This is a genomic window from Paenibacillus sp. FSL H7-0357, from assembly GCF_000758525.1.
GTDB lineage: Bacteria > Bacillota > Bacilli > Paenibacillales > Paenibacillaceae > Paenibacillus_AQ.
The window spans coordinates 4,547,961-4,567,850 of sequence record NZ_CP009241.1; the positions used below are offsets into that span (position 1 = coordinate 4,547,961).

A 19,890-nucleotide genomic window follows, 5' to 3' on the forward strand; every position below is an offset into this window, starting at 1 on the left:
AGCTGAACCACTATTCGCACCATTCCAACAGCCGGCAATCAATTCAATACGAAAGGAAGGGATTTCCCTTGTTCTCCGTTCTCCGAAATCTCGGTTGGTTCTTCCGCCGGGAGAAAAGGCGCTACACAGTAGGCCTGATTTTATTAATTGTAGTTGGTGTGCTTGAACTGCTGCCTCCTCGTCTGCTCGGCAATGCCATTGACGAGATCGTACGCGGCTCGATAACCGCCGGTTCCCTAATGAAGTATATTGGCCTGATCGTCCTCATGCTTCTAATTATTTATTGGATCACCTACATATGGATGCATAAGCTGTTCGGGGGTTCCAACCTTGTGGAGCGTCTGCTCCGCTCCCGCTTTATGAATCATCTTATGACGATGACGCCTTCCTTCTTCGAGCGCAACCGTACCGGTGACCTCATGGCCCGGGCAACCAATGATATCCGTGCCGTATCGGCAACCGTCGGCTTCGGGATGCTGACTCTGGTGGATTCAACGGTTTACCTTACCGTTGTGCTGCTGGCCATGGGCTTTCTGGTCAGCTGGAAGCTGACACTCGCGGCAGTGCTGCCGCTTCCGCTGATCGCCATCGCCATGATTTACTATGGCAAGGCCATTCATGACCGGTACAGCCTGGCACAGGATGCCTTCGGAGATATGAACGACCAGGTACTGGAATCCGTATCCGGTATTCGCGTGATCCGGGCCTACGTACAGGAACGTATGGACGAGAAACGATTCTCCGACATTACGGAGGATGTATACCGCAAAAATATGGCGGTAGCCCGCGTTGATGCCTTTTTTGAACCAACGATCCGCTTTTGTGTGGGACTAAGCTATATTATCGCGCTTACCTACGGCATTTATCTTGTATTCCGCAATCAAATTACACTTGGAGATTTGGTTTCCTTCAATATGTATCTGGGGATGATCGTGTGGCCGATGTTCGCGATCGGTGAGCTGATCAATATTATGCAGCGCGGCGGAGCATCCCTTGAACGGATCGATGAGACGCTGAATTCCCGTCCTGATGTTGAGGATATTGCTCATCCGGTTCCGGTTGAATACCCGACCCGTATTGAGCTAAAGGATGTAACGTTCCGTTACCCTACTTCGACCATCGACAATCTAAGCGGCGTCAGCTTCTCCCTCTCCCAGGGACAGACGCTCGGGGTAGTCGGACGCACAGGCAGCGGCAAATCAACCTTGCTGAAACAGCTGCTTCATGAATATCCGTCCGGTAAAGGTGACATCCTGATCTCCGGTGTGCCGATTGGGCAAATTGCCCTCGACCGCCTGCACGGCTGGATGGGTTATGTGCCGCAGGAGCAAATTCTGTTCTCCAAATCGGTTCGTGAGAACATCCAGTTCGGGTACAATAATGCCAGCGACGAACGGATTATGGAAGCCATCACGGCAGCGGCTTTCCAGAATGACCTCGGTACCTTGTCTGACGGCCTGGATACCTTAGTGGGTGAACGCGGTGTCTCTCTTTCCGGAGGCCAGAAACAGCGCGTCTCGATCTCCAGAGCCTTTATCGCAAATCCCGATATTCTGATCCTGGATGATGCGCTTTCTGCCGTTGACGCACGTACAGAAGCCAAAATTATCGAGAACATCCGCTCGGAGCGTGCCGGCAAAACCACGCTGATCTCCACTCACCGTCTCTCTGCTATTGAGCATGCCGATCTGATCGTTGTACTGGATAACGGACATATAACAGAGCGGGGCACGCATCAGGAGCTGCTGAACATGAACGGCTGGTATCGTGAGCAGTTCGACCGCCAGCAGGTGGAGAACAATTTAACGAATGAATAAATGATGAGCATAGGCTTTTTGAAGCTCCCTAAAAACGTTTAGGAGGTGTCACCGTTGACACAAAGTACGGGCAAACGCCTGCTGCAGTACGCATTAACTGCCAAAAAAACATTTATCGCAGCACTACTGCTGCTTACTATCGGAGTGGCAGCCGAGCTGGCAGGGCCTTTTATCGCCAAGAGCATGATCGACAATCATCTGCTGGCCATAGAGAAGCCCTACTTCCAGACGGACTCTTCCAAGGATGCCGCTGAATATAATAATTCCTTCTACAAACGCGGTGACCGGTTTGCCGAAGGCGAAGCCAAAGGCCAGGAAATCCGCCTGCTACAGGTCGGAAAAAGCTTCTACTTCATCAATGAAGCCGTAGCGCAGCCTGCAGGCGAGCGGACCTTCCGTGACGGAGAGATGCATATCCAATACGGAGACACTCTGAGTGTCTATCCTGCCGAGAAGCTCTCGGCAAATGAATTATTCGCTTTTTACAAACCTGAATTCCCCGGCATTTATAAACTGGTAGGACTGTACGCGATATTCCTGGTCATCTCGATCATAGCGGAATTCGGTAAAACCTACTGGCTGCAATCGTCGGCCAATCAGGTCATCCGCAAGCTGCGGACCGATGTGTACGCCCATATCCAGCGGCTGCCTGTTTATTTCTTCGACAATCTGCCTGCCGGTAAGGTCGTCTCCCGGGTTACGAACGATACGGAAGCGGTCAAGGATCTGTTCATAGCCGTATTATCCAACTTCAGCACAGGGATTATCAATATCATCGGCGTTTATGTCGCCCTGTTCCTGCTGGATATTCACCTCGGACTGGTCAGTCTGTTCATTGTCCCGATTGTGATCCTCTGGATCGTGCTGTACCGCAAAGTTGCCACCAAATATAATACCATCATCCGTTCGCGGCTTAGTGAGATCAACGCCATCATCAATGAATCGATTCAAGGGATGTCGATCATCCGCATTTTCCGCCGCCAGAAGCAGAGCAGTGAAGAATTCGAGCGCCTGAACGATGATTATCTGAAATATCAGAATAAAATGCTCAACCTGAATGCCTTCACTTCCCACAACCTGGTGAACTCGCTGCGCAGCCTCTCCTTTGTACTGGTATTATGGTACTTTGGATTCGGCAGCCTGGATGGCTCTACCTTTGTGTCGCTGGGTGTGCTGTACGCCTTCGTCGACGTGCTCGGACGGATGTTCCAGCCAATTACCGGGATGGTCAACCAACTGGCCAATCTGGATTCCTCGATGGTCTCTGCCGGCCGCGTATTTACACTTATGGATGAACCCGGCGAACCGGTGACCGATGGTTCCATGCCGCGTTACAAGGGAGATGTGGTGTTTAAAGACGTTTCCTTTGCTTACAAAAAAGACTTCGTCCTGCGCGACATTTCCTTTGAGGCCCGCTCTGGTGAAACTGTCGCTCTGGTGGGACATACCGGCTCCGGTAAAAGCTCGATCATCAATCTCCTGTTCCGCTTCTATGATCCGCAGCGCGGAAGCATTACCATTGATGGTCAAGAAGTTAAAGATCTGCCGAAGCAGTGGCTGCGAAGCCATATGGGAATTGTGCTTCAGGATCCTTACTTGTTCACAGGGACCATCGCTTCCAATGTCAGTCTCGGGGACGAGCGGATCACACGGGAGCGGGTGGAACGGGCACTGCGGGAAGTCGGTGCGGATAAGCTGCTGTCTCATCTGCCCAAGGGCTTCGACGAACCGGTGGTGGAGAAAGGTAGCACGCTTTCGGCCGGCCAGCGTCAGCTGATTTCATTTGCCCGGGCGTTGTCCTTTGATCCGGCCATTCTTATCCTGGATGAAGCGACCTCCAACATCGATACGGAGACAGAAAGCATCATTCAGGAAGCGCTGGAGGTGCTGAAGAAAGGCCGCACCACCTTCATCATCGCTCACCGCTTATCCACAATCCGCAGTGCGGATCAGATTCTTGTCCTGCATCACGGTGAAATCGTTGAGCGCGGCAGCCATGATGAGCTCATGGCGCTGGGTGGTCGCTACTTCCGCATGTACCAGCTTCAACTCGGTGCCGGTGCGGAAAACGGAGCTGCGGCCGGCTCGGCTTCCGCATCTTCTTCCGCCTCTGCCGCAGCCCTGCAGCCTTCGTTCAAGCAGGGCTAGTGATTCAACTGCTTCTCCCCAAAAAGAGACAGTTCCTCATATATTGAGGAGCCTGTCTCTTTTTAATTTACTTAATAGTAATACTTCCTGATTTACTTTTGACTTGCAGTAAATTCTCCCCATTGCCAATAGTTCCATCTACATTCTTGTCTGTATTCTTCGTGGGCAAGAGCTTCTTCAAGTGAACCGTCGTATCTCCTTTTGCATTATCCACTGCTACTTTCAAGTTGGATGGCTCAGTTTGATACCCTACTTGAATATCTCCAGTTGATGTTTCGACTCTCATTTCACCTTTTTCCACAACCCCGCCAAGAACGATTTCGCCACTTTTAGAATAAAGATTCATAACAGAACTGGTTACATTTTTAAAATAAAGGTCATTCCCCCTGGCAGCTACGTCTATTCTATCAAATGAGCTATCCTTTACATTCAGGTCCCCTTCTATGAGATTTAGGTCCCCTGAATCTGCTTCAACTTGATTAAATTTCACACTGCCTGCTTTATTTTCAACGATTAAATTATGGGTTGCCAACGTTCGAATATTGATATCTCCATCATTGTTGACCATTCTGACTCTTTCTACTGTATTTTTGGGAATTAAGACTGTGATAGTTCCCTCTTTATGAAAAGAAAAAGCTGAAAAGGCCCCGCCAATTTGCTTATCTTGTTGTATCACCAAGTTATTAGAATTACGTGTCACTACAACAGGAGCCTTCTGCTTGTCCGTCTGATAACCCACAATATCTACATGAACTTGATTGTCTGTTGATTCCTTCACTACAAGATCCCATGAATCATTATTCATTTCAATACTCTGAATTTCATTCGCCGGGAAGTCTTCTGTCAACTCAAAATCTTGAGCTCCACCTTGCAAGCCAACAACAAGGATTCCCACCAGAACAACCGCCATCGATATCCAAATCCACTTATTAGTTTTCATGGTTTATGCAACATCCGTTCTGTCAATTTTTCGATAGGATAAATAAGCTAGGGCCAACCCTAACAAGCAGAAAACTATAGGTACGCCGATAAATTGAAACATGGATACAGAACTGCTGCCATCAGAAATCATAGAATTTAGCAGAATCCCTAAGATTACTGAACTAGTAATTGTTGTGGCTGTAGATTTTTTACGCATCCCGAAAGACAATGGAATAAGACTTAAGCCAGCTGTCATTGCCGAAGCCATAAGAATGGCTGGGAAGGTAGCCAGCACATCTTCTTTTGATGCAGCTGTTTCAAAAAAATGAGCTGCCGGATTTAATAACACTGTCAATACTTCAATGATGAAGGTGGAAATCACTAGACATGTGAAACAGAAGACTAATACGATCATCAACTTTGCTTGCATCACTTTTTTGCGTTGGATGGGATAGGTAAATAACAATTGAATGGTCTTATTCTTATATTCATCAATCACAAGTCTGGAAATAATGATGCCTGAAAAAACAACAAAGGTAACGCGAATAAAGATGTTAGCCAGTGACATAAAGGCTGTAAAATCTAAAAACATTGGTTCATCCTGAGCATTTGACATGACAGCCATTCCTGCAACCATTCCAAATATAATCATCATACTAATCACGGCCCTAATACTATATCCCGCCAGATTATTTCTCTTCCATTCAATCTTCATTAGTCTAAGCATGTTGTCTGCCTCCATGAATAAGATCCAGGAAATACTCTTCTAAGTTGCTTTGCTGTGTTCCGATACGATTTACAACGATATTATTGAGCACCAGCTCTTTATTAATGACCGATTGAGATACATCTTGTTGATAGACCCGGATGGTTTCCAGATCAACCGCTTCATAGTCATGGATGTTTAATTTTCTCTCCAGCACAAGTGAAGCCTGCTTACTGTCAGTCACTTTTATCTCCAGGTATTCAACATTTTCGCTGATGATTTCACTCATCTTAACTTCCTTAATTAATTGTCCATGATTAATGATTCCGATCGTATCTGCAATCGATTCAATCTCTGAAACAATATGGCTGGAGACTAAAATTGTCATACCGCACTCCTTCTTAAGCTTCAGCAAAAGCATGCGAATATCCTTAATTCCCACAGGGTCTAAACCATTAATCGGTTCGTCCAGAATCAAGATCTCAGGCTTTGTGAGGATGGCTCTGGCAATACCCAATCGCTGTTTCATTCCTAAAGAAAACTCATGTACTTTTTTATCCTCCACACCGGTTAAGCCAACCGTTTCTAAGACCTCATGAATCCGGTCCTCAGCATGAATCTGCGTATAATCACAATGATATTGTAAGTTTTCGGCAGCTGTCAGCCGTTCATAAAAAACGGGATATTCAATGATACTGCCGATATGTCCTAAGTATTGAAAAGAGGTTTGTAACACAGGTTGATTGAGTACAAAAATTTCGCCGGATGTTGGCTTCACCAAATTAAGAATCATTTTCATAATTGTTGTTTTTCCCGCACCGTTTGGTCCTAAGAAACCGTAGATTTCACCAGATTCAATATGCATGGTTACATTTGACACTATTTCGTTTCCCTTATAAGCCTTTGATAGTTGGTTAATCATGATCATGGTCCCCATTGTTCCCCGCCTCTCGTTCTATATAAGTTGAACTTTAGACTTACCAAGCCGGCATAGAACGCAACTCCGGTGAATGTTTGGACTTCCGGCCGCTGTTGTCTACAGATTTCTTGATTTATACCGCTATTTGCGGTTGAAATCCGTAGACAAAGGCGGTCGCTATCGCTCCTACAGTTCCAAACTTCCCCTCCGCTGCTTTTGCCTCTAGGTAGTTCTTTTGTTCAACTTATATTGATAAAATTCCACAACTCCAAACCACGATAACGATGGAGTGTAGTTTATTGTTGTAGCACTTTTACAGCATAAGGCTTTTGCCCTCCATTCAAGAGCCTCATCGCACCAAATGTCCTTTAACCTTCATAGACGGTACTTTTTCATACAAAAAAAAGCGCTAACAGCCATATAAGATATAGCTGCAGCACTTCGTATGTAACTCAAAACTCATTTTTCCTTAACGCTTCCATCTTTTCAAGGGTTTCCTTTTGCAGTCTTCTTGAAACTGAACAACTTTCATCATTATCAAACAAGACCAGCTTGTTCTTTTTATCCACGGATCTAATATTAGCTAAATTAACTACAAATGCCCGGTGGCAACGGAACAGACGTTCATCATAACCTGCAATTTCATTTAATTCAGCGTAAAAATCAAGAACTTTGGATTTTGTTATTAATCTTATTTTATGTGCAATTTCCATGGTCTCAAAATAAAGGATATCGGAAAATGGAATTTGGAAGCTGGTATACTTATTCTCAAATGAAAAGTTATCAGAACTTACCGGAATCGTCCGGCGCGAATCAGCAATCAAAAGACACTCTGTAACCTTTTCAATAAATTCTGTTTCCGGTAAATCCTTTTCAATAAAATCTAAAGCAGCCACTCGATATGTAAAAGTTATTGGCGCTAACTCGGAATGTGTGGTAACAATAACAATCGTCCCAAAAGGATCTTTTTTCCGGATCTCCTTAGCAACCTCCAACCCCTTCTGATCCTCATGATTGATCTGCAAATCAAGAAAATATAATTGATGGTCAGCCACTTTCTCGATCTGCGATAACAGATCATCAGGTCTTGCGGTCGAAATTAAACTCCGGTAACGGATCTGATGCTTCAGCGCTAATGTTTTGATGAGCCGTTCTAAACGCTGCTGCTGAATTAAATTATCTTCTAAAATAAATATATTCATTTCTGTTCTCCAGTCTTTCTTAATGTAAGCGTCTGTGAGAATAGGCCAGATTGGAGCGCTGTTTCTAATGACGCAAAGTTATTTTCTTTTATAATTTGCTGCACATTATATAAACCTAATCCGCGTCCCTTGCCTTTTGAGGAATATCCGCGTTCTCCCAACCGTCGCAAATTGACTTCCTCACCGCAACTATTTTCAATTCTTATCAGTTGTATGTCCGTATCCTCCAATAACACAATGCCAATCTTTGATTCTTCCGTATCTGTTGCTGCTTCAATCGCATTATCCAGTAGTATGGAGAGAATCCTTGTAAATGAAATCAATTCCATTTGAATGGCATGAACGGGATCTTCAATTTCCAAAGCAACATCAATTTTCATTTGCTGGGCGATTAAAATTTTGGCGGCGAGAATACTTTTGATCTCTGATACATGCAGGTTGCGCAGCTTGACAAAGCTATACTCATTCTTACGCATCAATTGCCCCGTTGGCTTAACTGTTTGTTCATATACCTGCTTGACTTGATCCCAATCTTCCCGATGAATCCCTTCCTCCAGAGTCAATAGGATATTCGCATAGTCATGACGGAAGCTTCTGAATTCATCATAAATTTTTTCGAGCTGCGTTGCATAATCCGTTAGTTGTATCAATTGCTCACTTTTAGATTTTTCAATTTCTCTTTTCCGGATATGATTGTATTGAAACTGCATATACAGCAAAGCAATGATAAATAGCAGCCACATCCCTAATAATAATGTTCGATGAAACGAGTTGAAATCACCAGTCTTATTACCAATGGATAAAATCGGATAGACCGAAAGGATAATGATGATTAAAAGAATGATCACCGGAAAAAGAATCACTTTGCTGGATTCCCGCAGAATTTCTTTATTGAGCTGTGGAACATAGTGGCGTACCACTCTTAGGCCGATCTCATTCATTATGGGTGGCGCCATAGCTGTAAAAAGATAAGGAAGATAGTCTATATTAACCGATGATTGTCTAAAAACAAACTCAATTAAGTTTGTAATCGGATCTGCTGCGAGATAACCTAAAAATGAATTCATGACCAAGGCATACGCCCCGTAAAACACACCTAAAGAGGTAAACGTTTTTTGATTTTTAAAATAAGACATGCCCACAAAACAGAAAAATAGAGCAACGGCCCCCCATACTCCGATAAAATATGTAGAAACAACTCCAATGCTTATGAATATCATTAGCCAGATTGTTATTTCTTTGACACTAAAGTGATAGCGGGAAACGGATTGATAAATAAAAAAGAAGCTTACGATTTGAATTATCATTATTAAATGAATCATTTTAAACACCACCAGTCTTCACACGAAAAATCCCCTTTACCACCAATTGCCATATTAACTTAATGATACTCTCCAGTCTATCACTAAACTTCCCTTACTCCTGCTAAATTGTATTTGTGTACAGAACATTTGTTCTATATAATGGAATCTAATACATATGATTGGAGTGATCGATAATGATTACCTACAACATAAGCAAGAAGCAGGCTAGACTTTTTTTGCTGCAGCATCAGGGGCTGATCGCCGGTGGTCTTCCTGGCGGCAAGACAGGTATTTATGAATTCGTTCGCCATGTAGGCTGTATTCAATATGATCCGCTGAATATTGCCGGGCATAATCATGAGCTTGTGCTTCAGGCACGGGTTCCCGGCTTTATTCCCGCTCAAGCCAATGAGCTTCTGTACCAGGACAGGCTGCTGATCGACGGCTGGGACAAGAACATGTCGATCTATTGCACGGAAGACTGGCCCTGCTTCCAGCGGCTGAGGGAAGCAGCCTCCGGGCATCACCAGGGAAATGAACCTTTGGAAGCAACGGTGCTGCAAGTCCGTGATGCGCTGAGTCAGCGCGGCCCCCTCTCTTCTCTGGACCTGGAAGGCAAAGAGAAAATTAACTGGGCCTGGGCCCCTGCCAGATTGTCTCGGGCAGCTCTGGAAACCATGTACTTCCGGGGTGAAGTGTCCATTCATCACCGTGTGCATACCCGCCGCTACTACGATTTCACGTCACGCCTGCTGCCGGAGCAGGTCGTTGCAGCAGCCGATCCCAATCCCACGACTGAACAATACCATGACTGGTACGTGCTGCGGCGCATTGGCAGCATCGGACTCCAGTGGAATAAATCAGGTGATGGATGGCTTGGCATATCCGGTCTGAAGAGCAAAGAGCGGACCGCGGCAGTGCAGCGCCTGCTGCAGAATGACAGCCTGCGCGAGGTGCACGTGGAGGGTATTAAGCTGCCGCTTTACATGCGGACAATGGATGCGCCCGAGCTTGAAGCTGTGCTGCAGCTGGGGGAAGAGGCAGAAGATCCCGGAAGTAGATTTTCTCCGGGAAGTTTCGCCGCTGCTCTGGCTCCCTTGGACAATCTGTTGTGGGACAGAGAACTGATCCGGCAGCTGTTCGGATTTCATTACCGCTGGGAGGTATACAAACCTGTGGTGGAACGGGAATATGGTTACTACGTGCTTCCGCTCCTGTACGGTGACCGTTTTATCGGCCGGTTTGAGCCGGTCATGAACAGAAAAAGCGGCATCCTTACCATCACCCGCTGGTGGTGGGAGCCTGAAGAGGTGCTTACTGCAGAGAGGGTACCCGCACTGCGGCAGGCTCTGTCTTCCCTAGCGCGCTGCACAGGAGCATCCGCTATCCAATTTGCCCCGGAGGTGATCAAGGCATGTGGACTTGAAGCGCTGGAGACAGCAAATCTGTAGCACAGCTCCTCATTAAACACAAAAGAAACTCTCCTATGGACAGCATTTCTGTTATCCGGGAGAGTCTCTTTGCTCTACTATGTATACATGTTAGCGAAGCGGTTTCTGCACGATATAATCTACAAAACCCTGGGTGATCAGTTGACCGTCATATATTCGCTGCAGCACCCTGTCTTCCTTATACAGCAACTTCATCCCGCTGAACAATTCATCCGGTTCTGTAGCGGTATAGTAAGAGTGGATCACCGGCAGATCATCGTCAAACTGCTCGTATTGATTCTGTCCAAGATCGCCGCCTTCACCGCAGCGGAAATCATTCACCGTCAAAAAGTTAACAAACATGATCCCGCCAGGCTTCAGCACTCTCTTCATTTCTTCTATGGATTGTGCGACCTCCAATTTCCTCATATGAAAGATAGAATTATAGGAGTAGACGAAGCTGAATGACTCATCATCAAAGGCAAGCTGCCGCATATCACCTTGCTGTATTTCCAGTTCATAGCCCTTTTCTGCAGCCCAGGTCTGAGCTACATCTATTTGCTCCGGATTACAGTCTATGCCGCTGGCCACATACCCATACTGGGCGAATAAGCCAAGTGGAGGGCTGTCTCCACCTGCTCCGCAATCCAGCACAGTCCGTTCGAGGTCACTTTCATTACAGAAACTAAGGTATCTGTACAGTGGAATTTGCTTATAAACTTCATTCACATTAAATCCTCCTCCTCAAGTCCCAATTTCGTGTACATCTCCGTACAGTAGCCCTGCAGCTTGATTTCCAATCTTCTGGCCTTGTTCTTGAAACGCTTCAGCTCACGGATCATGTGGGCCCTGCCGGCCGGAGTGAAGGTCTCCTGAATACGCTCCTTGAAATAGTCATGGACAATATGGTTGCGCTGCTTCCAGACTGCTTGCAGCTGCACCGTCTCCTCTTCCGAGAATGGAAAATGATGCTGGATTTCTTTGATGAGCTGGCCGAGTGAATTGCTGAGTTTGCGCTGATACAGATCTGCGAGATCCGCTTCAGTAGGTGTCTTCCCCTGAGACAGCTTCGTAAGCAGCAGCAGATTGGTCAACTGCTGCTCCAGAGCCTGACAATAATAGACTGCCAGCCCGAAATAAGCAAATAGCTCTTTGGATTGTTCACTCTCCGGTATTTGTGTATCCTTCATCTTTCCTCCCGTTTCTCTCTCTCTTCGTTTTTCAGAAAATGAATTTAAATGGCTTCACGCCAAGTCTGTTTCTCACAAGTTTTTGTTAACATCCATTCGGCTGGTGCGGTACAAATAAAAGCCGGTCAGCACAGAAATGTAGGCCAGCGTGTGGGCGAAGGAACCCAGCAGTGCTGAAGCAGGCAAATCATCCGCGTTCATCAAAGCATCCATAACCGGTGACACCGGCGGCAGCAGGATAGGCATGACAGGACCCGGGACAAGCTCCTGCAGTTGGGTACCCCCTATAGACAGCGTGATGATGATCAGCATTGATCCCGCAGCATAGCTATTTTTGGAAACCCAGGAGGACTGCAAATAGAGCGAGATTGCAATTCCCAGGAACCCGAGCAGCGCATGTCCGGCTAAAGCAAGAAATAAACGGTACCCTCCCACGGGATCGCTAAAATTCCCCGTAACTATAGGATACATCACAATCACGAAGCTGAGCAGCAGAGTAAGCACCCCCATTGTCAGCATTTCCCCAATGCTGTGCTTAACCGCACTTCGCAGATGAACCACAGCTACCTGCCGCTGCACCGCCTGCTCATGATTCAGAAAGCTCAGTCCCAGCCAGGCACAACCGACGAACAACATCACTGCCGACGCCGCATAGCTGTTCATCACCGGGTTAGGCTTATAGGAGTAGAGAATCAGCACAGCGATCAGAGTTCCGGCAACGGGAGCGAAATACCGCTGAGAAAAGGTATAACTGCGTAGAAAATACGCGATCAGCGATCTCATAAAGGTTGTACCTCCTGGACAGTCTTCGGGTCCATCCATTGCATAAGCCCTGATAAGCCGCGGCGCCGTTCTACAGAAATCACCGATCCGCCCGCATCAAGCACAACCCTGAGACATTGATCTGTCCATTCCCTTTCCACAGTTAAACCGGAACATTCCATCCCGTACTCATCCCGAACCGCTTCTATAGAGATCAACCACGGCATCTCCGCCAAAGCCGATTTTTGTTGAGGAGCAATAGCTGTGCACATTATGTATGTGGAAGGCTTATCCTGCAGACTCGCTGTTTCTGATACCTTCATGACCGTTTGGCCTGCTTGAAGCACATGTACGCCATCGGCAAGGGTTTCCACACAAAGCGGCTCATGAACGGAGAATACCATCGCTGTACCGCCTTGCTTCAACTCTTGAAGAAGTTCAATCAGCGTATGCTGTGCCGGAAGATCCAGGCCGGACATAGGCTCGTCAAGCAGCAGCAATTCTGGCTTCGGAAGCAGACTTTGAATCAGATTCACCTTTTGCAGCATTCCTTTAGAGAAGCTGGTCATAGGATACGTCCGGAACTGCTCCAGATGAAAAGCCTCCAGCAGCGCTGTTATGCGCTCTTGCAGTCCCGCCTCCGGCATCCCGCCGATCCGGCCCATACTGCGTAAGTACTGTTCAGCAGAAAATTTAAGACCCGGGAAAGCCTCGGGTGCATAACCAATCGAAATCGTCCCCTTGCTGCGTTGGATTGTCCCGGAAGTAAGCTGGGTAAGTCCAGCTAAAATGGAGAGCAGCGTACTTTTGCCGGAACCGTTACGTCCGATCAAAGCCAGAGCCGTTCCACTTTCCACCGTGAGTGAGACTTCACGTAAAACTGGGCGTCCTCCATAAACCTTGGTAGCCCGGGTAAGTTCAATCAAAGGACCGCTGCGGTCCGTCAATCGGTGTTCACTAATACTTCGAAACGCCATTCGGCTGTCTTCCCCCTTAGCCAGAAGCCAAGCTTGCTTAGCGCATCTAATGGACAACTGGTTCTTCCACTCTATAATTCGCCGGAACTGCACTAAATTCCTTTGAGAAAGAACAGATTGAGGAGCCATTCTATACAAAAAAACCAGAACCCTCAGTATAATTACTGCGTTGGTCTGGTCTTGTATAGTCTGCTGCAAAACAGCAATTTTAAATTTACGCGTATACCTCAACGACATCGCTGATTAGACGGCAAGCTAATGCGGCATTGCGGCAGGAATCGATGCATTCCTGGCAATGAGTATGCTCATGTCTGCTGCTCTCGTCGGCACAACGTTCGCAGATTTCAGCACATAAGCGAAGGATTTCCGCTACAAATGGACTTTGGCGGGTCATTGCCTGAACGGCGAAGGAACAAATGTCCGCGCATTCCCGGTCAAGCCGGATGCTCTCCCGCAGTGATGCTAGATCATATTCTTTCAGGCTTGAGACATAGCTGTAGTTACAGGCGTTCATACATTTTATACAAGCGTCAATGCACTCCTGATATTGAATTCGGGTCATAGCCTAAAACCTCCTGCAATTATTATAGGGTATGCCTATCTATTAACCTGCAAGAAAAGGAACGAACCAATTCCCCTGTCAAAGGAAGCTTGATTAAAGGCTCCTCTTCACTGTACCCGGCCGGATCAATGTACGTTTCTCCAACTGAAGCAGCCTGCTGCGCAGCTCGCTTGATGAGAAGTGTTCACCGATAAATACAGCAACATCAGGGACATCGCCCTGAGGAGTTATTTTCATGAAATCGGCTTCCCTGTAGGCATATTGGAACAGAAAGCGGCTCGCAGTGTCATTAAAAGTTACGATCCCCTTAGCCCGGTAAACATCCCGTGGAAGCTCCTTAACGAACTGCTCGAACTCCTCACTGTTCACTGCACGTTTAAAATAATGGGTATATGCCATTACATGGTCATGGGTATGATGGGATTCTCCCCCATTCTCCGTATTCAAACCGCCGACCGCCGGACCGGCTGCTTCATCCTCTGCATCCTCCTCTGGACGGGCCTCCGAATGAACTCCGCCGACGCTGCCAAGCAGCACTTCCGGATCCAATTCACAGCGCACCGCAGGCATGATCTGGGCGTAGGCGTTCCATTTGCGCAGCACAGCGGATATCTCTTCCGCTTCCTCTGTGGTTACGCGGTCGGTTTTGTTCAGTATCAGCACGGACGCGCAGCGGATCTGCTCCTGCATCAGCCTGTAGGTAGCGCCCTGCTGGGAACGGTACAGCTCCAGCAAATGTGCGGTATCCACAACGGTAATCAGCCCTTTAAGCTCCACCAGCTGGTACAGCGAGGTTTCGGTAACGGCATCTACGATTTCCAGCGGGTTCGCCGCACCTGTCGCTTCAATGATAACAACATCGGGTGATTCTTTCTTTACCAGCGTAGTCAGTTCCGTACTGAGATCACCGCGGCTTGTGCAGCAGATGCAGCCACCCAGCATTTCTGCCATCGGTACGGATTGTTCGACCAGCAGCCCGTCGAGGTTCACCTCGCCAAGCTCGTTCATGATAACTGCCGGTCTGAGTCCCTGTGTCTTCCAGTGATCCAGCAGCCTTTGCAGCAGAGTCGTCTTGCCGCTCCCCAGAAATCCTGACAATATGTAAACTGGCAATGCCTGTTCCAAGTTTCATCTCTCCCAACAAAATTCCGTTATGGTAGCGAGTGTACTACAAGTGCCCATATGCACGCAAGGAGGCCGGAGTCGAGCGGGGGATTTCGACTTCGGTCAAGGCCGCAGCTTGTCTTTGACTAATCCTTCCCCTAATATGGGGTAAAGAAGGATTAGGCTGAGCCCATGCCGTCTCGTTGGACAGCTGTCCGCCATAATGAATGATGAAGGAGTTGGTCTGCATGTCATCTGTAGAGGAACACCGGCGTGAAGCGCCCCAAACGGTGGCCTGCCATATTATAACGGTCTCGGACACGCGTACCCTGGAGACCGACACCGGAGGCGCCCTGATAGAATCTATGCTTAAAGAGGCTGGATTTGTAGTCACAGGCCGCGACATCGTCAAGGACGATTACGAAGATATCCGCGAGCTGGTCTACAAAAGCTCCGTGCACTCCGGCATCGAAGCTGTACTGCTGACCGGGGGAACAGGGATTTCACCGCGGGATACCACTTACGAAGCCGTCGCTTCCCTGCTTGACAAGTCGCTGCCGGGCTTCGGTGAGATTTTCCGGCTGCTGAGCTTCACGGAAGATATCGGCTCCGCTGCGATCCTCAGTCGGGCTATAGCCGGGACGATCGGCAACACGGCTATCTTCTCCATGCCCGGTTCCACCGGTGCAATTAAGCTGGCCATGGAACGGCTGATTATTCCCGAGCTGCGCCATGTCATGCGTGAAATATATAAACAGCCGTAACTGGAATATAGGACAGAGTAATGGAATGCCCATATTTACTGGAGCATGGACAAATGAGCAATCCCATATTTACACTTACTCTGTCAGAGATGAGATGTGCACTATCTCCGGCTCCATGCGCGGCAAGAAGCGATAACAGCTCTTCCAAATCATAATAATGCTGCCCTCAAAGGTGAAAGAACAATGCGTGCACGGTATTCACGCGGTGTTCTTTCGCCTTTTTCAGCTGTGGAAAAATCCATTGACAACCGGGGCTGTGAAATTTATAATATTGAACACTTTACGCGAAAGTGGTTTTTGATTAACCAAATGGTTAATCGGAAAGGAACGAGATGAGCTCACTCTTAACCTTGCAACGCAAGATCAAAACCGTCATCAGTCCGTATCATGAACTGCTGTGCAGTCTGCATGTGCTGCATCAACCTCAGCATCATCCGAAACGGCTGCATTGGGCCAGGGAACTTACAGCGCAAATGCCGCACTCGTTGTGCGAGGAGATTCAGACTATCGGGAGGATATCGGACGGATGGCTGTCCCTGATGACACCAGTTCGTCCCGGCTCCTCCTTGACATGCTCAGAAGGCATCGCACTGCTCAAGAGTCTGCCCGATGCAGAATTTATGCACCTTTTGCTGAACAGCAAGGTCTCGCTTGGAACGATTCTTGAATGGCAGCAGGGCAGGTTAACAAACCCTCACGGAGAACAGCCGGATGAAGCCGGGCTGTATCTGCTGAAGAATCTGAAAGACGTCCGCCACCTGCTGCTTGCTGTGCTGGAGACCTACGAGAGGGAGTATTTCCGCAAGGAATGGGATTACATCGCCCCGTGGATCAGCACAGCCGCCACACAGTTTCAGGCAGATGTAATCCGCTCGGCCGAAAAGGCACTGAATTCGCTGCACCCGCGCCTGCTCGCCGGGAGCGGAACCTTTACCGCCCAGAAGGCAGTCACCTACTATTTCCCCTATGATCGTCTGCAGCAGGTGTATGTATTGCCTTCAACCTTCATCCACCCGCATCTGCTAATGGACTGGAGCGAGGATACACTGACCCTTCCGCTGGCCGTGGATATTCCCGGCCTGCCTTACAGCGAAGCACCTCCGGAGGATCTGCTGCGCCAGTTGAAGGCGCTCGGTGATGGAAGCCGCCTGCGAATTCTAAAGCTGCTGTGGCAGGCTCCGCATTGCACGAAACAACTGGCCCCGCTTCTCGGCATCTCAGAAGCGGCTGTATCGAAGCAGTTGAAGCAACTGGTTGAGGCCGGACTGGCGGGTTCCGAGCGGAAAGGCAATTACTTGTTCTACTTCTGCAACAAGGAAGCCTTTGACAGTCTGATCAACTTGCAAAGGCAGTTTTTCGAACAATAACGCCGATTACTGAAAAAGGAGTTGTTTCTTTGTGTGGCAAACCGCAATCGCAACCGCAGTCAGGAACCAGAGATCCAATCTGAGAGCTTACCCCTGGACCTTTACCTTCGGTCATATTATTGAAGGAGGCTATCTTGTCCTAATTTCTTATTTCTCGTATTACTATTTGATCCGGGGCGAACTGGATGCACAGTTCTCTGTTTTTGCAGGCAGCAGCAACTACCTGGCCTATGTAATCATCGGAGGGGCACTAAGCATTTTCTCCACCAGCATGATCATGAATGTCTCCCGCGCGCTGATGACAGAATGGCGGGAAGGAACCCTGGAAGCGCTGCTGCTCTCCCCCTCCAGACGGAACGGATATTTTCTGGGCAACGCCGCCCAGCAGCTGTACCGCAGCGGTTTTGAACTGGTCACGATCCTGTTGTTCGGATATCTGGCAGGCCTTCGGCTCCCCACCCCCCATCTGCTGTCGGTATTGACCAGCGGACTGCTTTTCTTGCTGTCCTGCTATGCGATGGCTCTGGTGCTGGGAAGCATCATGCTGTACACAAGAGATACATACATCGTACAAAACACTTTTTTTGCGGTAACTACGCTTCTCTGCGGATTTCAGTTCCCGCGGCAATATTTGCCCGGTTATCTGCAGCAGGCAGCCGAGATTTTTCCGCTGACCTCTGCACTTGAGCTTCTGCGCAGCAGTCTGCTTACCGGGGAGGAAGTTGGACTGAGTGATGTTCCCCTGGTCCTGCTGCTGTCGTTCCTTTACATCGCAGTAGGCTTATGGTGCAACCGGCGCGTGGAGCGTGGAATGTTTGAGCGATTTTAGCCAGTGAAGGAGTGAATAGCAAATGATTCAAATGAATGAGGTTACCAAAACGTACGAAACAAGGAACAGAACCGGCTTATTCCGCTCCGAGCTAAAGAGAGTGACTGCCGTTAAAAACCTGTCGCTGAACATTGATAAAGGGGAAATTGTCGGATTGCTGGGACTGAATGGTGCTGGCAAAACGACAACCATCCGCATGTTATCCACCCTGCTTGATCCCACCTCAGGGGATATTCAGATTGACGGCGTCTCTTTGGCCGGAAACCGGCGTGATGTGCAGCAGAAGGTCAACATGATAGCCGGTGGAGAACGGATGCTCTACTGGAGACTCACAGGAAGAGAAAACCTGCAATATTTCGGCAAATTATACGGTCTCAGTGCTTCCAAAATTCGTGTGGAAAGTGATCGACTGCTTGCTGAAGTCGGCCTGACTGAAGCCGCAGACCAGCCTGTGGAGCAATATTCCAAAGGAATGAAGCAGCGCCTGCAGATTGCCCGCGGTCTAATCAATGACCCGCAATATTTATTTCTCGATGAGCCGACACTCGGGCTGGATGCGCCTATTGCCAGGCAGCTGCGCGGCACTGTGCGGCAGCTTGCCAAAGAGCAAGGCAAAGGCATCCTCCTGACCAGCCATTATTTGCAGGAGGTTGAAGAGCTCTGTGACCGGGTGTATGTACTGAATCGCGGAGAGCTGCTGCTGTGCGACAGGCCGGAGGCGATTGTCCGGCAGGTTGCCGGATCGCAGACCGCCCATCTCGATGTCACCGGTTGGGATGAAGCCATGCGCCCGCAACTGCTGGAGCATCTGGGCCAGCTGGGCCATCCGGCAGAGCTTGCGGGCAGCTGCCGAAGCGATGAATCCTCATTTGGGAGCGATGCCTTCTACCGCATCTCCGTGCAGACCCCTTCCGCCGACAGGCTGATTACGGAGCTGCTGCCTTGGACCGCAGCAAACGGTCTGGTGATCACCGGTTTTTCCTGCGACAAGCCCAATCTGGAGGATGCGATCATTTTGCTCTCGGAAGGAAGGGTGTCATGAGGCCCGGTGGTTTATGGCTGACGGTTGCAGCTGAGCTGCGCAAGCAGCACCAGAACCGTACGAAGGGCCGGACTGTGTTTTTCTCCCTGCTGTTTTGGCCGGCACTCGCCTTTTTGACTTCCTATTATTCGATGAAGCCTTATCGCAGCGGAGAGGGTTCCATGCTCTCGCAGGTTATCCCTGATGGCAGAATCCCCCTATTTTTGCTGAGCGGTTATCTGGTCTTTCAGCTGTTCTGGACAGCGGTAGAATCAGCATGGCTGTTCGAATTGGAGCGCAAAGGCGGAACGGTGGAGACCGTCTTCCTGACCCCGTCCTCGAAGATGGGTTTTCTGTACGGGCGTTCTCTGTATTCTCTGCTTCACGGCATCTGGATGTTCGCCTCCTTTTCACTGCTCACCTTCATCTTTGTAGCGGATATGTCCTCTGTAAACTGGCTCGCGCTGCTGATGGTCCTCCTGGTAACGCTGGCAGCGGCCATAGTCTGGGGAGCCTTGCTCTGCGCGGTATCCTTGTTCTCCAGGGAATCTTCGTTTCTGTACTATATCTTCCAGGCACCGATGCAGCTGTTCGGGGGCGTGCGCATACCGCCTGCGGTCTTTCCGGCCTGGGCTACAGGATTATCTGCACTGTTCCCGGTCACCTACAGCTTGATTCTGGTGCGCGGGGCACTATATAACGACATCGGCACAGGCTGGTGGTGGTCGCTCGTCATCCTGATTATCGGCAGCCTCGCGCTGATCGGCTGCACCCGCTACACACTGTACCGGGCAGAAAGACATGCCAGAATGAAAGGCAACTGGACTTTATTTTGATACTATCGAAGCATTACACGTGATAGTGTTT

At 48.6% G+C, this 19,890-nt stretch carries 19 protein-coding genes; 8 read left to right on the forward strand and 11 right to left on the reverse strand.

Going from position 1 to position 19,890, the window contains the following annotated elements; genetic code table 11:
• Nucleotides 1-68: 68 nt before the first annotated feature.
• On the forward strand, nt 69-1,817 hold the full coding sequence (locus H70357_RS19785; protein WP_038593091.1) for an ABC transporter ATP-binding protein: 1,749 nt from the start codon (nt 69-71) through the stop codon (nt 1,815-1,817).
• Nucleotides 1,818-1,871: 54 nt separating this feature from the next.
• Nucleotides 1,872-3,965: an ABC transporter ATP-binding protein gene (locus H70357_RS19790; protein WP_156130905.1), complete on the forward strand. Its 2,094-nt coding sequence runs from the start codon at nt 1,872-1,874 to the stop codon at nt 3,963-3,965.
• A gap of 67 nt (nt 3,966-4,032) precedes the next feature.
• Here the strand turns inward: H70357_RS19790 and H70357_RS19795 are convergent, their stop codons facing one another.
• The 5 genes from H70357_RS19795 to H70357_RS19815 all read right to left on the reverse strand — a co-directional run bounded on the left by H70357_RS19795 (nt 4,033) and on the right by H70357_RS19815 (nt 9,035).
• The gene (locus tag H70357_RS19795) at nt 4,033-4,905 is read right to left on the reverse strand and encodes a DUF4097 family beta strand repeat-containing protein (protein WP_038593096.1); all 873 of its coding nucleotides are present in this window, start codon (nt 4,903-4,905) and stop codon (nt 4,033-4,035) included.
• Between the two features lie 3 nt (nt 4,906-4,908).
• Entirely contained in the window at nt 4,909-5,613 is a 705-nt protein-coding gene (locus H70357_RS19800) for an ABC transporter permease (protein WP_038593099.1), read from the reverse strand.
• A complete protein-coding gene (locus H70357_RS19805; protein WP_038593101.1) occupies nt 5,606-6,529 on the reverse strand; it encodes an ABC transporter ATP-binding protein in 924 nt (307 codons plus the stop codon). The genes H70357_RS19800 and H70357_RS19805 overlap by 8 nt, the downstream gene beginning before the upstream one ends.
• A 434-nt stretch (nt 6,530-6,963) precedes the next feature.
• A complete protein-coding gene (locus H70357_RS19810) occupies nt 6,964-7,713 on the reverse strand; it encodes a response regulator transcription factor (protein ID WP_038593104.1) in 750 nt (249 codons plus the stop codon).
• The gene (locus H70357_RS19815) at nt 7,710-9,035 is read right to left on the reverse strand and encodes a sensor histidine kinase (protein ID WP_038593107.1); all 1,326 of its coding nucleotides are present in this window, start codon (nt 9,033-9,035) and stop codon (nt 7,710-7,712) included. The genes H70357_RS19810 and H70357_RS19815 overlap by 4 nt, the downstream gene beginning before the upstream one ends.
• A 176-nt stretch (nt 9,036-9,211) precedes the next feature.
• Between H70357_RS19815 and H70357_RS19820 the strand changes: the two genes are divergently transcribed.
• Nucleotides 9,212-10,468 (forward strand): winged helix-turn-helix domain-containing protein, encoded by a 1,257-nt coding sequence (locus tag H70357_RS19820; RefSeq protein ID WP_038593109.1) that lies wholly within the window; start codon nt 9,212-9,214, stop codon nt 10,466-10,468.
• A gap of 90 nt (nt 10,469-10,558) precedes the next feature.
• Here H70357_RS19820 and H70357_RS19825 read toward each other — a convergent pair whose 3' ends face one another.
• The 6 genes from H70357_RS19825 to H70357_RS19850 all read right to left on the reverse strand — a co-directional run bounded on the left by H70357_RS19825 (nt 10,559) and on the right by H70357_RS19850 (nt 15,063).
• The gene (locus H70357_RS19825; RefSeq protein ID WP_038593112.1) at nt 10,559-11,176 is read right to left on the reverse strand and encodes a class I SAM-dependent methyltransferase; all 618 of its coding nucleotides are present in this window, start codon (nt 11,174-11,176) and stop codon (nt 10,559-10,561) included.
• Nucleotides 11,173-11,637: a hypothetical protein gene (locus H70357_RS19830; RefSeq protein ID WP_038593114.1), complete on the reverse strand. Its 465-nt coding sequence runs from the start codon at nt 11,635-11,637 to the stop codon at nt 11,173-11,175. The genes H70357_RS19825 and H70357_RS19830 overlap by 4 nt, the downstream gene beginning before the upstream one ends.
• 72 nt (nt 11,638-11,709) lie before the next feature.
• Nucleotides 11,710-12,420, reverse strand: a complete 711-nt coding sequence (locus H70357_RS19835) for a hypothetical protein (RefSeq protein ID WP_038593117.1) — start codon at nt 12,418-12,420, stop codon at nt 11,710-11,712.
• Complete coding sequence (locus H70357_RS34425; protein WP_052092143.1) at nt 12,417-13,376, reverse strand: ATP-binding cassette domain-containing protein; 960 nt, start codon at nt 13,374-13,376, stop codon at nt 12,417-12,419. The genes H70357_RS19835 and H70357_RS34425 overlap by 4 nt, the downstream gene beginning before the upstream one ends.
• Before the next feature lie 214 nt (nt 13,377-13,590).
• Nucleotides 13,591-13,938, reverse strand: a complete 348-nt coding sequence (locus H70357_RS19845) for a four-helix bundle copper-binding protein (RefSeq protein ID WP_038593119.1) — start codon at nt 13,936-13,938, stop codon at nt 13,591-13,593.
• Nucleotides 13,939-14,031: 93 nt separating this feature from the next.
• Nucleotides 14,032-15,063 carry a CobW family GTP-binding protein gene (locus tag H70357_RS19850; protein ID WP_038593122.1) on the reverse strand — a complete coding sequence of 344 codons (1,032 nt, stop codon included), beginning with the start codon at nt 15,061-15,063 and terminating at the stop codon, nt 14,032-14,034.
• A gap of 227 nt (nt 15,064-15,290) precedes the next feature.
• Here H70357_RS19850 and H70357_RS19855 point away from each other — a divergent pair, with 227 nt between their 5' ends.
• The 5 genes from H70357_RS19855 (at nt 15,291) to H70357_RS19875 (ending at nt 19,859) form a co-directional block, all read left to right on the forward strand.
• Nucleotides 15,291-15,806, forward strand: a complete 516-nt coding sequence (locus H70357_RS19855) for a MogA/MoaB family molybdenum cofactor biosynthesis protein (RefSeq protein WP_179091686.1) — start codon at nt 15,291-15,293, stop codon at nt 15,804-15,806.
• A 332-nt stretch (nt 15,807-16,138) separates the two neighbouring features.
• Nucleotides 16,139-17,173 (forward strand): ArsR/SmtB family transcription factor, encoded by a 1,035-nt coding sequence (locus tag H70357_RS34430; RefSeq protein ID WP_052092144.1) that lies wholly within the window; start codon nt 16,139-16,141, stop codon nt 17,171-17,173.
• Nucleotides 17,174-17,204: 31 nt separating this feature from the next.
• Nucleotides 17,205-18,002, forward strand: coding sequence for an ABC transporter permease (locus tag H70357_RS19865; RefSeq protein ID WP_038593125.1), 798 nt, complete (start codon nt 17,205-17,207; stop codon nt 18,000-18,002).
• Nucleotides 18,003-18,024: 22 nt separating this feature from the next.
• Nucleotides 18,025-19,044, forward strand: a complete 1,020-nt coding sequence (locus H70357_RS19870; protein WP_038593127.1) for an ABC transporter ATP-binding protein — start codon at nt 18,025-18,027, stop codon at nt 19,042-19,044.
• Nucleotides 19,041-19,859, forward strand: a complete 819-nt coding sequence (locus H70357_RS19875; RefSeq protein ID WP_038593130.1) for an ABC transporter permease — start codon at nt 19,041-19,043, stop codon at nt 19,857-19,859. Before H70357_RS19870 ends, H70357_RS19875 begins: the two co-directional genes overlap by 4 nt.
• Nucleotides 19,860-19,890 lie beyond the last annotated feature (31 nt).